The sequence below is a fragment of the Streptomyces sp. RKND-216 genome (assembly GCF_004795255.1).
GTDB lineage: Bacteria > Actinomycetota > Actinomycetes > Streptomycetales > Streptomycetaceae > Streptomyces > Streptomyces hazeniae.
This window is the reverse complement of the sequence record NZ_SSBQ01000002.1, coordinates 3,440,463-3,454,773: the sequence shown is the minus strand read 5'-3', so window position 1 is coordinate 3,454,773 and position 14,311 is coordinate 3,440,463. Positions and strand designations below refer to the sequence as shown.

At 73.8% G+C, this 14,311-nt stretch carries 9 protein-coding genes; 4 read left to right on the top strand and 5 right to left on the bottom strand.

What is annotated here, in order from left to right:
- Nucleotides 1-53: 53 nt before the first annotated feature.
- The gene (locus E4198_RS15485; RefSeq protein ID WP_136183670.1) at nucleotides 54-869 is read right to left on the bottom strand and encodes an SAM-dependent methyltransferase; all 816 of its coding nucleotides are present in this window, start codon (nucleotides 867-869) and stop codon (nucleotides 54-56) included.
- 343 nt (nucleotides 870-1,212) lie between these two features.
- Between E4198_RS15485 and E4198_RS15480 the strand changes: the two genes are divergently transcribed.
- Entirely contained in the window at nucleotides 1,213-2,811 is a 1,599-nt protein-coding gene (locus E4198_RS15480; protein WP_136183669.1) for an ATP-dependent DNA ligase, read from the top strand.
- Nucleotides 2,812-2,867: 56 nt separating this feature from the next.
- Here the strand turns inward: E4198_RS15480 and E4198_RS15475 are convergent, their stop codons facing one another.
- Nucleotides 2,868-4,913, bottom strand: coding sequence for an MFS transporter (locus E4198_RS15475; RefSeq protein ID WP_210732832.1), 2,046 nt, complete (start codon nucleotides 4,911-4,913; stop codon nucleotides 2,868-2,870).
- 94 nt (nucleotides 4,914-5,007) lie between these two features.
- Nucleotides 5,008-7,770: a serine hydrolase gene (locus E4198_RS15470; RefSeq protein ID WP_136183668.1), complete on the bottom strand. Its 2,763-nt coding sequence runs from the start codon at nucleotides 7,768-7,770 to the stop codon at nucleotides 5,008-5,010.
- Nucleotides 7,771-8,048: 278 nt separating this feature from the next.
- Here E4198_RS15470 and E4198_RS15465 point away from each other — a divergent pair, with 278 nt between their 5' ends.
- The 3 genes from E4198_RS15465 to E4198_RS15455 all read left to right on the top strand — a co-directional run bounded on the left by E4198_RS15465 (nucleotide 8,049) and on the right by E4198_RS15455 (nucleotide 10,296).
- Nucleotides 8,049-8,852, top strand: coding sequence for a GPP34 family phosphoprotein (locus E4198_RS15465; protein WP_136183667.1), 804 nt, complete (start codon nucleotides 8,049-8,051; stop codon nucleotides 8,850-8,852).
- Nucleotides 8,853-9,039: 187 nt separating this feature from the next.
- Nucleotides 9,040-9,897, top strand: coding sequence for a helix-turn-helix transcriptional regulator (locus E4198_RS15460; RefSeq protein ID WP_136183666.1), 858 nt, complete (start codon nucleotides 9,040-9,042; stop codon nucleotides 9,895-9,897).
- A 192-nt stretch (nucleotides 9,898-10,089) separates the two neighbouring features.
- The gene (locus E4198_RS15455; protein ID WP_136183665.1) at nucleotides 10,090-10,296 is read left to right on the top strand and encodes a DUF397 domain-containing protein; all 207 of its coding nucleotides are present in this window, start codon (nucleotides 10,090-10,092) and stop codon (nucleotides 10,294-10,296) included.
- A 64-nt stretch (nucleotides 10,297-10,360) separates the two neighbouring features.
- Here the strand turns inward: E4198_RS15455 and E4198_RS15450 are convergent, their stop codons facing one another.
- Both E4198_RS15450 and E4198_RS15445 read right to left on the bottom strand, forming a co-directional pair.
- Nucleotides 10,361-11,476, bottom strand: a complete 1,116-nt coding sequence (locus tag E4198_RS15450; RefSeq protein WP_136183664.1) for an ADP-ribosylglycohydrolase family protein — start codon at nucleotides 11,474-11,476, stop codon at nucleotides 10,361-10,363.
- 139 nt (nucleotides 11,477-11,615) lie between these two features.
- Entirely contained in the window at nucleotides 11,616-14,240 is a 2,625-nt protein-coding gene (locus E4198_RS15445; RefSeq protein ID WP_136183663.1) for a bifunctional FO biosynthesis protein CofGH, read from the bottom strand.
- Nucleotides 14,241-14,311: the final 71 nt, after the last annotated feature.

Here is a 14,311-nt window from a genome sequence, read left to right as displayed (position 1 = left end):
CCCCCATGGGGGGCCGGCCACCGGCGTCTGCGGCGCGTGCCCTCAGGCCCCGCTCACGGGATGCGCGCGACGCCGCCGAACTCGTACCAGTCGCCGGTGTCCGGCTCCTGGAGGACCAGCTCCGAGTCCTGCCGCCAGTGGTTGATCCGGCCCAGCCCGGGCTCGAGGACCTGCAGGCCGTCGAAGTACCGCTCGACCTCGTGCGGCTCGCGCACCCGCCCCCAGTGGCCCTGGGTGGTCTCGTCCATGAAGTTCGTGACGAAGTCGCGGGTCTCCTTGTTCTCGCTGACCAGCTGGTTGATCACCACGAAGCTGCCCGACGGCAGCCTTTCGGTGATCTGCTTCACCAGCTCCTCCGGCCCCGGGTCGGGGATGCAGTGCATCACCGAGACGAAGAGCGCGGCGACCGGCTGGGAGAGGTCGATCAGCCGCTTGACCTCCTCGTGCGCGAAGATCTGGTCGGTGCGGCGCATGTCCGCCTGGATGACGACCGTGCGGTCGTCCTCCTGGAGCAGCGCCCGCCCGTGCGCGAGCACGATCGGGTCGTCGTCCACGTAGACCACGTGCGACTTCGGGTCGATGCCCTGCGCGACCTGGTGCACGTTGTCCTGCGTGGGCAGACCTGAGCCGTGGTCCAGGAACTGGCGGACGCCGTAGTCCTCGGCGAGCACGCGCACCACGCGCTGGAGGAAGCGGCGGTTGTTGATCGCGAGCGGTCTGGTGCTGGGCACCACCTTGTCCAGCTCGGCCACGGCGGCACGATCCACCGCGTAGTTGTCCTTGCCGCCGAGGTAGTAGTCGTACATCCGCGCCACACTCGGCACGTTGACGTCCACCTCGGACAAGACCGTGCGGTTCTCCTGCCGCATGTCAGACCTCACACCCTTCAGACAGGCTTGCGCGCGCACGGGTGACCGCACGCTGTCCGTAGTCGGACGGTCGCGCTCCTCAGCTTTGCACGCGGCGGGGTGTTGACGCCACGTCAAGTGCACAACCCACGGGCCCTCTTGACCGACGCACACGCCTGTGCGACGCGCCCCCTCCGCACCCCGTACGGCGCCCCTCCGGCCGCGTCAGGGCCGCCGCACGGCGTGCGCGGAGCACGGTCCGCCCCGTGCGAGGCCCGGGCGCCGTCGCCTGCCGGCCGCCGGGCGCGCGCAGGACCGCGCGCCGTACCGCGCCTCGGGGTGAGGGCTGGGCGAGGATGACCGCATGCTCCTGGCCGACATCGCCCGTACCTCGCTCGCCGTCGCGGCCACCTCCGCCCGGACGGAGAAGGTCGCACTGCTCGCCGAGCTGTTCCGCACCGCCGACCCCGCCGAGGCCCCGGTCACCATCACCTACCTCGCCGGACGCCTCCCCCAGCGCCGCACGGGCATCGGCTGGCGCACCCTCGTCGACCGCCCCGCCCCCGCCAAGACCCCGACCCTCACCCTGGGCGAGGTCAACCGCGCGCTGGACCGCATCGCCCTGGTCTCCGGCAAGGGCTCCCAGCACGAACGCCGCCGGCTCCTCGGCGAACTGCTGGGCCGCGCCACCGCTGCGGAGCAGGACTTCCTGGTCCGCCTCATCGGCGGAGAACTGCGGCAGGGCGCGCTGGACGCCTTCGCCGTCGAGGCACTCGCCGTCGCTGTCGGCGCCGACGCGGCCGAGGTGCGCCGCGCGGTGATGCTCGGCGGGTCGCTCGGCTCCGTGGCCCGGGCCCTGCTGGAAGGCGGCCCGGCCGCGCTGGCCGACTTCCGGCTGGAGGTCGGCCGCCCCGTCCAGCCCATGCTGGCGCAGAGCGCCAAGGACGTGGACGAGGCGCTCGACCGGCTCGGCCCCAGCGCCGTCGAGGAGAAACTCGACGGCATCCGGGTCCAGGTCCACATCGATCACGAGGGCGAGGACCCCCGCGAACCCGCCCACCCGGTGCGCGTGCGCCCCGAAGGCCGGCAGGGTCCCGTCGTGCGGGTCTGGACGCGGACGCTCGACGAGATCACCGACCGGCTCCCCGAGGTCGTCGCCGCCGCCGCGGACTTGCCAGTCACCCGCGCCGTGCTGGACGGCGAGGTCGTCGCGCGCGACGCCGACGGCCGCCCCCGGCCCTTCCAGGAGACCTCCGGGCGCGTCGGGTCACGGCTCGACGTCGCCGGGGCGCAGGCTTCCCTCCCCGTCTCCGTCGCCTTCTTCGACCTGCTCTCCCTCGACGACCGTTCGCTGCTGGACCTGCCCGTCCGCGAACGGCACGCCGAGCTGGCGCGCGTCGTCCCCGAGGCACTGCGGGTGCGCCGGACGGCGGTCGAGGACGCCGGGGAGTCCGGGCAGGCGCACGCCCGGGCGTTCGCGGAGGAGGCGCTGGCACGCGGGCAGGAGGGCGTCGTCCTCAAAGCGCTGGACTCGGCGTACAGCGCCGGCCGGCGCGGCGCCTCCTGGCTGAAGGTGAAACCCGTGCACACGCTGGACCTGGTCGTCCTCGGCGCCGAGTGGGGTCACGGGCGGCGCACCGGCAGGCTCTCCAACCTCCACCTCGGCGCCCGGCGCGCCGACGGCACCTTCACCATGCTGGGCAAGACCTTCAAGGGCCTCACCGACGCGCTGCTGGCGTGGCAGACCACGCGCCTGCGGGAGCTGACCGTCAGCGAGGAGCCGTGGGGGGTCCTGGTACGGCCCGAGCTGGTGGTGGAGATCGCCTACGACGGGGTGCAGCGCTCCTCGCGCTACCCGGCGGGCGTCACGCTGCGGTTCGCACGCGTGGTGCGCTACCGCGAGGACAAGCGCCCGGACGACGCGGACACCATCGACACCGTCCTCGCCGCGCTGCGTCCCTGAACCGCGCCGTCCGCAGCGACGTGCGGGCCGAGCCCGGGAGGGGGCGCTGGCGAGGGCTAGGGTCTGTCGCGCGGGGCGTCGGCGGACGACGCGGGACAGGGCGTGCCGCGTGGCAGGCGGTACGGCGCGGCGATCCGGTACGTGCCGGCCCGCGGCGCCTCCAGCACCGTCCAGTGGTCGGTGCGCCGCTCGTCGTACTCGCCGGAGGCGAGGACGCCGAGGGCGTCGCCGTCCTCCGGGGCCGGCGCATTCCCGGGGGCGTTCCGGTCGGGCACGGACCCCGGCCCCGGCGCGTGCGCGCCGGGCGCCGCCTCCGGGGGCGACTGCACGGGCCGCGGATTCGCCGGGCGCAGGCAGCCGTTGACGTTGCGGCCGAAGCCGCCCGGCGGCGCGATGCGGTCGCCGTCCCGGTTGACCAGCCCGAGCCAGGGCGACCAGGGGACGCGGACGAGCACGGCGCCCGGCTCGCGCACCGTCAGCGTGACCTCGCCCGCGCCCGCCTCCGCGGACGTCGCCGGCGCCGAGGCGAGCGGCAGCGGGTCGGTGACGCGGTAGAGCTGCCAGTTCTCGTCCTGCCAGACCGGCTCGAGGAAGGCCGGGTCGGAGCGGACCAGCCGCGCCTCCTCGCGCGCCGCCACGTCCGGGGTGTCGGAGAGCGGCAGCACCACGTAGCGGACGGCCCAGCGCCGCAGCCAGTCGTGGTAACCGTCCGCCGAGAACGCGCCCTCCTCGTAGAAGAGCGGGTTCCGTTCCGCGTCGGCCTGCCGGTTCCAGCCGCGCGCCAGGTTCACGTAGGGGGCGAGCGCAGAAGCTTCCCGGTGGCTGCGCACCGGCACCACCTCCACGCGGCCCCGGTCCGCGTCGACCTGCTGGAGCTGGTGCAGCAGCGGCGCGAGGCTGTGCGCCCAGGCGGCCTCCGGACGGGTGTGCACGACGTCCCAGACGGGCTTGCCGATCTGGAAACCGGCGGTCACCACGAACGCGCACACCAGCGCGGTGAACCGGCGCCCGCGCACCGCCGACCGTCCGGTGCGGAACCGGGGCAGCAGCGCCAGCAGCACCACGCCCCCGAAGATCTGCGCGAGCCGTTCCACGTTGGAGCCGACCTGGGACGGAATCGCCCAGGTGAGCAGGATGCCGACGAGGTAGATCTCCGCGCCGCGCCGCACCGTGCGCCACTCGCGCGGCGCCAGCAGCCGTACGGCCGCCGTCGTGACCAGCGGGAAGGCCACCGACACCCACGGCATGGGCTGCACGCCCGTGAACGGGAACAGCAGGGCGCTGACGCCCACCACCAGCGGCAGCGGAAGGCCGAGGGCGAGCGCGGGACGCCAACGTCCGCGCAGAATCAGCGCGCCGGCGACCACTTCGAGGAAGAGGCCCGCGACCGGGCTGCCTCCCGTCGCCAGCGCCGACAGCACCAGCGCCAGCCCGCCGCGCAGCGCACGCCGGTCCCGCCACCGCACCGGCCAGGCCCACACCACGGCCACCGCGCCGAGCGCGAAAAACGTGCCCAGCGCGTACGTCACGCGGCCCGACGCCGCGTTGCAGGCGAACGCGAAGGCCCCCCACAGCGCCGGGACCAGAGGATGGCGCACCGCGCGTGACCGCATCAGCAGCCACGCCAGCAGGCCGCCGGACAGCACACCGGAGGCGATCAGCGTGGGCCGCACGCCGACCACGGCCATCAGGTACGGCGAGATCACGCTGTACGAGACGGGGTGCATCCCGCCGTACCAGGCCAGGTTGTACGCGGACAGCGGGTGCTGGCCGACGAACTCAGCCCACGCGTCCTGCGCGGCCAGGTCGCCGCCGCCGTTCGCGATCAGCCACAGCCAGAGCAGGTGCAGCACCGAGCCGAAGAGCAGGGCCGCGCCCACGGGGTGCCGCAGCCACCGCGCCACCCGCCCGGCGACTGTCGCGGGCGGCGCCGCGACGGCCGTGCGTGCGGCGGACGTCGTGTCCGCGCGCGGCTGGCGCGGGCGCGGCAGCAGCGCCGTGCGGCCGCCCGGTATCCGCCCGGCGGCCTCGACGTCACGCGCGGCCCGGCCGTCCTCGGCCTCGGCCTCCCGCGTGCGCGGTGGGGGCCCCAGGGTGGTCATCTGTCGTCTCCCCCACGTGGCTTCTGCGTCCGGGGCAGGCTACCGGCGCGGCGTGCGCCGGCCCTGCCCCGGACGGGTCGTCACCGCTGACGCGTCACAGGATGCGCGTCAGCTTGTCCCCGAAGGCGGGTTCGGGCAGGTCCTGCTCCAGCGCCACCGGTACCTCGACCTGTCCGGGGCCGCCCCCTACCGTCAGCGTGCCGACCCGCTTCCCGGTGGGGGCGGTGTGCGGCATGTCCTTCAGGGGCTCCAGCGCGAGGTCGACCTCCACACCGCCCCAGCCGACGGCCGCCACGTCCTCGGTCGCGACGACCGGCGTACGGCCGCCGAGGCCGTCGTCCACGTAGCCGACGACGTCGCCCTTCTGCACGATCTTCTCCGCGGTCAGCGTCCCCTCCGCCGCGGTCAGCAGCTTGTCGCTGACGGCGTTGGCGGTGTCGATGATGGGCGGCTTGTGCTGCCCGAGCACGGCGCCGACGACCAGTTGCCGCGTGTCGCCGATCTCCTCGTAACCGGCGAAGAGCAGGTTGCCGCCCGCGACCGTGGTGGTGCCCGTCTTGATGCCGATCGCGCCGGCGCTCGACACCACCGTGTTCCAGTTGCGCATCTGCTCGCCGGAGAACGGGTCCTTCCAGAACGGCTGCCTGGTGATCTCCACCAGCGCCGGGATCTCCATGGCCTTCTTGCCCAGCTGCACCTGATCCTTCGCGGTGCTGACGGTGGTCTCCTCCAGGCCGCTGGGGTCGGTGTACTTCGTGTTCTCCATGCCCAGTTCCTCGGCGGTCTCGTTCATCTCCTCGACGAACGCCGCTTCGGAACCGCTGTGCCAACGAGCCAGCAGACGGGCGATGTTGTTCGCGGAGGGGATCATCAACGCGGACAGCGCGTCCCGCTGGGTGATCTTGTCGCCCTTCTCGACGCTGGGCAGCACGGACTCGTCGCCGTTGCCCGCGCCGCGCTTGCCGTCGTCCTCGGCCTTCTGGTCGATGGTGATCTTCGGCCCGTCCGCGCCCTCCTTCAGCGGGGACTTCTGCAGCACGAGGTAGGCCGTCATGGTCTTCGCCACGCTGCCGATCGGCACCGCCTTCTGCTCGCCGTACGAGCCGAGCACACCGAGCCCGGAGACCTCCACGTACGCCTGGCCCTCGGTCGGCCACGGCAGCGACGGCTCGCCGCCGTCGAAGGTGTACGTGGCCTGCTCGGTCAGCGTCAGCGTCGGTTCCGGCAGGGGCCGCACGGCCTGCACGATCACGAACACGATCGCCAGCAGGAGCACCAGCGGCGTCCAGATCTTGACCCGGCGCACGGCGGTGCGCAGCGGAGTCTCCGGCGGCGGGGGCGTGTTGGTGAGCTGCGCCAGCAGTTCCAGCGGCGGCGGCTCGGGCGCCGGCTGCTGCTTGGTGCGTTCCTGTTCGCCACCGACGCCGGAGATGACGGAGGCGGGCGTGCCGGTGCTGCTGGTCTGCGCGTCCGGCAGCGGGCGCCGCGTTCCGGCTCCGTCGGGCGTGCGCGGCGCGTCGGTGGAGCGCAGCGGGACGAACCGGCTCCCGCCCTCGCCGGAGCCGCCGTTTTCGCCGTCGCCGTCGGAGGTGTCCTCGTCCTTGCCCTTGTCTTCGTCCTCGCCCTTGTCCGCCGGCTTCTCCGCAGGTGTCACCACCGCCGTCGTCTCGCCGGACGGGGTGTCCTCGTCCCCGTCCTCCCGGGGAAGGCGGAGGGCCGTCGTCGCGTGGTCCCGCTGCGCGGCCGGCCCGCCCGGGTTCTCCTCGTCGGTCTTGGCCGCCGAAGCGGCGACGGCGCCGGAGGCGGTGGTCCTCCGGTCCTTCCCCGGTAGCTCCTCGCCTGCCGCGTCGGGCGCGTCGAGGTCCGGGTCGGGGTCCGTTGCCGAGTCCGATGCCGTGTCCGCCGGAGTGTCCGCCGGGGTGTCGTCGCCCGGCAACTCCTCGTCGTCCGCCGGGGCGTCGACCGCGTCTCCGTCGTCGTCACGCTCCTCCGGTGCGCTCGCCGGCTCGTCGGGACCCGCGGGCGCCTGCTCGGTCACGTCACGCGCCTCCCCCGGCGTCTGGTCAGGCGCGACGTCGGCAGAGGTGTCGAGCGGGGAGTCGGCAGCGGAGTCGGCCCCGACGCCCTCTGGGGAGGTCGCTTCGGCCACGGAGTCCTGCTCGCCGGGCTTGCGGGACGAGCCGAAGAACGCCGCAGTCATCCGCTCCGCCCTGGCGGCTGCGGACGTCTCGTCGGTCGGTTCGAGCACGTCCGGGCGCACGCCGAACATCGTGGTGGCGGTGTCCGGTGCGGGCTTCGCCGCGGAGTCCGTCCCGGGCTCGGTCGCGGCACCGCGCGGCCGTACCGGCAGGTCGCTGTTCGCGCCGTCAACGGCCCCGTCCTCGCCGCCCCCTGGCGGGGAGTCGTCCGCCGGTGCTTCCGCCCCGGAGCCCGAGTCCGCGGGAGCGTCGCTGCTCTGCGTACCCGGCCCGGCGTCCTGGTCGTCCTGACCGTCCTGACCGCTCTGGTCGTCGTCGGCCGAGGAGACCCACGCGGCGACCGCCGCGCGCAGCCGTGCGTCACCGGAGTCGTCCGCGGGCGCGTCGGCGGCGTCCGCGTCCTGCCGCGAGTTCCCGGACCCCGGCCCGTCGCGCTCCGCGCCGTCCGATGCGGCCGCGCTGTCCGGTTCCGCCGCGCCGTCCGCCCCCTCGGGGACGCCCGCCGCGGCCTCCGGCTCCCCCGCCGGGCCGGTGTCCGCGGCAGCCGCGTACGCCTCACGTGGGTCCTGTCGTCGCGCCGCGGGAACCGAACCGGCGTCCTCCGTCGTCTCCCCCGACGACCTTTCCCGCTCCGACTTGTCGGGGGACTCGCCCGCCACCGATGCCTCCTGTCGCCTTCACTCTCGCCGCCGGTCTACCAGTTAAACAGTGATCCGGCTCCGGGATCGCCCCCCGATGACCCGGTACCCCGCCCCGGACCGGCCGCGCCGTCGCGGACCGCTCCCCGTCGGTAACGCACCGTCAAGGGGCCACTCCCCTTCCACCCGGGATGACGAGAACGACATACCTGCTGGTTCCCTAACATTCCGGTCAGGTGCTCTCGACAGATGATTGTGAGAGGGGTCACCCTGTCATTCATCCACGCGGGGAGGCATGGATGGGCAGGAGCCGCAGAACTATTCCGGAGGAGCTTCTGCTGCTGGCACTGGACCCGACCACGGGTACCACTGCACAGCCGCAGTCGCTCGACCTCGGCCTGGCCGGAGCACAGCTCGTCGAGCTGGCACTGGCGGGCCGGATAGCCCCAGACGGGGACCGTATCGCCGTGGTCCTACCACGGCCGACAGGAGATCCGACGCTGGACTCCGCACTGGAGCTGCTGCGCAGGCGCGGCAGCCCGGTCCGGGCCGTGCACTGGATCGGCGGGCCCAGGCTCGGGCTGCGCCAGACGTACCTCACGCACCTGGAGCGCTGCGGCATGGTCCATGCCGTCAACGGCCAGATGTGCGGGGTGCTTCCGACGACGCGCTATCAGGCGACCGACACGGCCATCAGCCGTGAGATACGGACCCGCCTCGATGCCGCGATACGGACCGGCGTACCGCCGGACCCGCGTACCGCCGCGCTGGCCGCGCTGGCGCACGCCGTCGGGCTGGGCAAGCACCTCTACCCCGGCAACGAGGGGCGGTCCTGCCGCTCCCGGCTGAGGGACCTGATCCGGCACGACCCGATGGGCGGCCTCGTCGCGCACGCCGTGATGGACGTGCAGAACGGCGCAGCCGCGGCCCCGCGCCGCCCGGGCGGCGGCGGAGGCGGCTCGGGCGGGCGCGGCACCGGAGCGCGCGCGGCGGCCCAGCCGCCCGCTCAGCACGCTCCGCGGCCCGCTGCGGGGCACACGGTGCCGGACCAGGCGCGGCGGACGCCGGCGGTGTCCCGCATGTCCCGCGTCGGCGCGCGCTGAGCGACGCCGACACCGACGCCGCACGACCCACGACCGGCGGGTGACGGACGGCCGCCCAGGCAACGTCCGTCCGTCACCCGGTGCCGCATACCGGCGCACCCTGTGTCGCCGTTTCCCAGCGCGGACGCGGACAGTGGTGGCACTCTTCTGGTGAGTAGTCGTACTTACCCGCGGAGGTGCAGTCGCTGTGGCGTCCCAGGTCAATCCCACCGTACGGCGCCGCCGGTTGGGCCAGGAGCTGCGCAGGCTGCGCGAACTCCGGGGCATGACGGCGGAGGAGGTCGCGGACCGGCTGCTGGTCTCCCAGTCGAAGATCAGCCGGCTGGAGAACGGCCGCCGCAGCATCAGCCAGCGTGACGTGCGCGACCTGTGCGGCGTGTACGAGGTCGAGGACCGTCGGATCGTCGACTCCCTCATGCAGATGGCCAAGGAGTCCCGTCAGCAGGGCTGGTGGCACGCCTTCGGCGACATCCCCTACAGCGTGTACATCGGCCTGGAGACCGACGCGGCGTCCCTGCGGGTGTACGAGTCGCTCATCGTGCCCGGGCTCATGCAGACCCGCGACTACGCCCAGGCGGTGATCTCCGGCATGTGGCCGGAGGCGACCGCCGCAGAGGTGGACAAGCGGGTGCAGGTCCGGCTGAAGAGACAGGACCGCCTCAGCGATCCGAACGAGGCGCTGCGCTTCTGGGCGGTGATCGACGAGGCGCTGCTGCGGCGCGTGGTCGGCAGCCGCGCCGTGATGGCCGACCAGCTCGACCACCTGGTCCGCCTGAGCAGGGAGGCGCACATCACGCTGCAGGTGCTGCCGAACGAGGTCGGCGCCCATCCGGGCATGTACGGCAAGTTCTCCATTCTGGAGTTCCAGGACACCCTGGACGCGAGCGTGGTCTACCTGGAGGGAGTGACGAGCGATCTCTACCTCGAGAAGCCGAACGACGTGCAGCACTACAGCGTGATGTACGAACACCTCCGGGCGAAGGCCCTCAACGCCGAACAGTCCCGGGAGTTCATCGAACGCCTGCGGGACGAGTACGCCTCCTGAGCGGCCGCGAGGGCGCCCGCGGGAGCGCAGCGTAGAGGCCGGAGGCCGCGGCCGGAGCACTCCGGCACGTGAGTCACTCGAACGAGTGAACGCTTCCGATCGAGGGTGGTGGCGCGGCGTAGCGTCGGCCCCGGTAGTGCCCCGGACGGGGCTTCCCGGGGCTCTCCCCGCGTCCCCAATGATCGGAGTGACATGACTCGTCGACGCGCAGACCTGACGACGTGGACCAAGTCGTCGTATTCGGCGGTCAACGGCGACTGCGTCGAGGTGCGGGCCGGCGGCCCGGAGCCCGTGCAGGTGCGGGACTCGAAGGCCCTCCGAGGTCCGGTGGTCGCCTTCTCCGCGGAGACGTGGGCCGCCTTCCTGGACGGCTTCGGGTGTGCCTCGCGGCGCCACTGACCCGGTGAGCCCACTGACCCGGTGACGGTCGGGGCCCGGTGAACGGCCGGGCCCGGGGCGCCGCTCAGGCGCGGGGGTAGCGGGCGAGCCAGGCCGGGGACGAAGCACCCGGCGAGTGCAGCGCCGGGCCCTGCGTCATCTCCATGGCGAAGTCGTCGGCGAGTTCGAGGATCGTCGCCCGCCCCTCGAGCTCGGCGACCCAGGCCGGGGGGAGGGCCGTCTCGCCGTGGAGGGCGCCCAGCAGGTTGCCGCAGACGGCGCCCGTGGAGTCGCTGTCTCCGCCGTGGTTGACCGCGAGCAGCAGTCCGTGCCGGACGTCCTCGGCGACCAGGGCGCAGTACACGGCCATCGCCAGCGCTTCCTCCGCGACCCAGCCCTCGCCCAGGGACTCGACGCGTTCGGGGCCCGGCAGGCCCTGGCGGACGGCCCCCAGGGCACGTTTGAGGGCATCGGTGGTCTCCTCGTGACCGGGTCTGGTCGCGAGCTGCGCCAGGGCGCGCTGCACGGCGTGGTCCAGCGACTCGCCACGGGCGAGGGCGTGCACGATGGCGGCCGTCGCGCCGGCCGCGAGGTAGCCGGTGGGGTGACCGTGCGTCTGGGCGGCGCACTCGACGGCGAGCTGGAAGACGAGCTGTGGCTCCCATCCGACGAGCAGCCCGAACGGCGCCGACCGCATCACCGCCCCGCAGCCCTTGGACTGGGGGTTCTTCGGCGCGTCGACGGTGCCCATGCGGTCGTCGGCCAGGCCGCTGAGGCAGGCGTTCCCCGGAGCGCGCTGGGCGTACAGCCACTCCTCGCGGGCGAGCCAGCCGTCGTCCTTCTTCCGCTCGTCCGGCCCCCAGTCGCGCTGCGTGGCCGCCCAGCGGCGGTACGCGGCGTGCACGTCGGTCGGCGGGTGCCAGGCGCCGGTGTCGCGGCGGACGTGGGCGCGGATCAGGCCGTCGACGGTGAAGAGGGTCATCTGCGTGTCGTCGGTCACCGCACCGCGGCGGCCGTACGCGGGCACGTAGTCGGTGACGCCGGCGGAGCCGTGCTGCTCGCGGATGGCGGCGAGGGAGTCGAACTCGATGCCCGCGCCGAGGGCGTCGCCGATCGCACCGCCGAGGAGGCAGCCGCGAACGCGGCTGCGGAAGTCCTGCTGCTCGGTGCGGCCCCATATGGCCGTGGTGCCGGTCGTCACGCGCGCACCCTCCTCCGGTTCGCCCCACGTCCCCGGTCAGCACTGTAGCCGTGCGCGACGGCCGGGTCCCGCGTCCGGCGGCCGCGGCGTGCACCGGGGGCGCTCCCGGTCGCACGGCCCGCAGCGGCCCGCTGCACGCTCAGTCCACCACCGGCAGCAGCTCGGGGAGGTGCCCGTCTGCCGCGCGCGCGGCGCGCAGGCGTTCCTCCGGCACCTCCCCGTACAGCGTGGTGCGCGGACGGGCGGGACGCCCCGCCGCCTCCGCGATCGCCTCCAGGTCCCGCACCGAGCGGTACGAGCCGTAGGACGACCCGGCCATCCGCGAGATGGTCTCCTCCATCAGCGTGCCGCCGAGGTCGTTCGCCCCGGACCGCAGCATCTCGGCGGCGCCCTCGGTGCCGAGCTTGACCCAGCTGGTCTGGATGTTCGGGATGTGCGGGTGGAGCAGCAGGCGGGCCATGGCGGTGACGGCCCGGTTGTCGCGCCGGGTGGGACCGGGCCGGGCGATCCCGGCCAGGTACACCGGCGCGTTGGTGTGGATGAAAGGCAGCGTCACGAACTCGGTGAACCCGCCGGTGCGTTCCTGCGTGCGGGCCAGCAGGCGCAGGTGGCCCAGCCAGTGGCGGGGCTGGTCGACGTGGCCGTACATCATGGTGGAGGAGGAGCGCAGGCCCACCTCGTGAGCGGTCCCGATCACCTCCAGCCAGGTCGCGGTCGGCAGCTTGCCCTTGGTGAGAATCCAGCGGACCTCGTCGTCGAGGATCTCCGCGGCCGTTCCCGGGATCGAGCCGAGACCGGCCTCCTTGGCGGCGGTGAGCCAGTCGCGGATCGACATCCCGGTACGTGTGGCTCCGTTGACGACCTCCATCGGGGAGAAGGCGTGCACGTGCATGCCGGGGACGCGTTCCCGGACCGCCCGCGCGATGTCGAAGTAGGCCGTCCCCGGCAGGTCCGGGTGGATGCCGCCCTGCATGCACACCTCGACCGCGCCCACGTCCCACGCCTGCGCGGCCCGGTCGGCGACCTGGTCGAGGGAGAGGGTGTACGCGTCGGCGTCGGTGCGGCGCTGCGCGAAGGCGCAGAAGCGGCAGCCGGTGTAGCAGACGTTGGTGAAGTTGATGTTGCGGGTGACGACGTAGGTGACGTCGTCGCCGACGACGTCCCGCCGCAGCGCGTCCGCGATCCCGCACAGCGCGTCCAGGGCGGGGCCGTCGGCGTGCAGCAGGGCCAGCGCCTCGTCGTCGGTGAGCCGGGTGGGGTCGTCCGCGGCGGTGGCGAGCGCCGCGCGCACGTCGCCGTCGATCCGCTCCGGCGCCATCCCGGGGGCGGCGCGCTCCCGCAGGTCGGCCCAGTCGCCGTACACCTCGTCGAAGTCGTCGCGCCGGTCCGCGGTACGGCCGTCGGTGTCGATGGTGCGGTGCAGGTCGGTACGGCCGCGCGCGGCGAACACGTCCTCCGGTTCCTGCCACGGCCGTCCCTCGACGACGGCGTCCTCGCGGGCGAGCCCGGTCTCCGGGTCGAGCAGCGCCTCGACGTGCGGCAGCAGCCGCGGGTCCAGCCAGGGCTCGCCGCGCCGGACGAACTCCGGGTACACGGCCAGTCGTTCACGCAGCTCGAAGCCGGACGCGCGGGCGTGCTCGGCCAGCCGCTCGATCTGCGGCCAGGGGCGTTCGGGGTTGACGTGGTCGATGGTCAGCGGCGAGACGCCGCCCCAGTCGTCGATGCCCGCGTCCACGACCCGCCCGTACTCGCCGTCCACCAGGTTCGGCGGCGCCTGGAGGCGCGCGCCGGGGCCGAGGATCAGCCGGGCGACGGCGATGGTGGCGATCAGGTCGTCGAGTTCCGCGTCCGGCATGCCGCGCATCGCGGTGTCCGGCTTGGCACGGAAGTTCTGCACGATGACTTCCTGGATGCCGTGGTAGGCCCGCTGCACGCGGCGCAGCGCGAACAGCGCGTCGGCCCGCTCCTCGTGCGTCTCGCCGATGCCCAGCAGGATGCCGGTGGTGAACGGCACGTTGGAGCGGCCGGCGTCCTCCAGGACGCGCAGCCGCACGGCCGGTTCCTTGTCCGGGGAGCCGTGGTGCGGGCCGCCGGGTTCGCTCCACAGGCGTTCGGCGGTGGTCTCCAGCATCATGCCCATGGACGGCGCGACGGGCTTGAGCCGCTGGAAGTCCGTCCAGCTCAGCACCCCGGGGTTGAGGTGCGGCAGCAGGCCGGTCTCCTCCAGCACGCGGACGGCCATCGCGCGCACGTAGGAGAGGGTGTCGTCGTAGCCCTCCGCCTCCAGCCACTCGCGGGCTTCCGGCCACCGTTCCTCGGGCCGGTCCCCGAGGGTGAACAGCGCCTCCTTGCAGCCCATCGCGGCGCCCTTGCGGGCGATGTCCAGCACCTCGTCCGGGGACAGGAACATGCCGTGGCCCGCACGGCGCAGCTTCCCCGGCACGGTGACGAAGGTGCAGTAGTGGCACCGGTCGCGGCACAGCCGGGTGAGCGGGATGAAGACGCTCTGCGAGTACGTCAGCACGCCCGGGCGCCCGGCGGCCTCCAGACCGGCGTCGCGGACCCGGCGGGCTGCGGCCGTCAGCCCGGCCAGGTCCTCGCCGCGTGCCTGGAGCAGCACGGCCGCCTCGGCGACGTCGAGCGCCACGCCGTCCCGTGCCCGGCGCAGCGCGCGGCGCATGGCGTTGGCGGTCGGCGGCGTCGCGGCGGTTGCCGGCGAGGTGGCGGGCGGCGGGGGGACTCCGTCGCTGGCTCCGGTGGTCATGCCCCCGACCTTACGCACAGGTCGGTGCCGTCCGCGCTGAGGCGTCGCACACACCCCGTCGCCCCTCGGTT

Bases quoted from the DNA above. Each gene is read 5' to 3' on its own strand.
- E4198_RS15485 (WP_136183670.1), bottom strand. From the start codon at position 869: ATGCGGCAGGAGAACCGCACGGTCTTGTCCGAGGTGGACGTCAACGTG.
- E4198_RS15480 (WP_136183669.1), top strand. From the start codon at position 1,213: ATGCTCCTGGCCGACATCGCCCGTACCTCGCTCGCCGTCGCGGCCACC.
- E4198_RS15475 (WP_210732832.1), bottom strand. From the start codon at position 4,913: ATGACCACCCTGGGGCCCCCACCGCGCACGCGGGAGGCCGAGGCCGAG.
- E4198_RS15465 (WP_136183667.1), top strand. From the start codon at position 8,049: ATGGGCAGGAGCCGCAGAACTATTCCGGAGGAGCTTCTGCTGCTGGCA.
- E4198_RS15455 (WP_136183665.1), top strand. From the start codon at position 10,090: ATGACTCGTCGACGCGCAGACCTGACGACGTGGACCAAGTCGTCGTAT.
- E4198_RS15445 (WP_136183663.1), bottom strand. From the start codon at position 14,240: ATGACCACCGGAGCCAGCGACGGAGTCCCCCCGCCGCCCGCCACCTCG.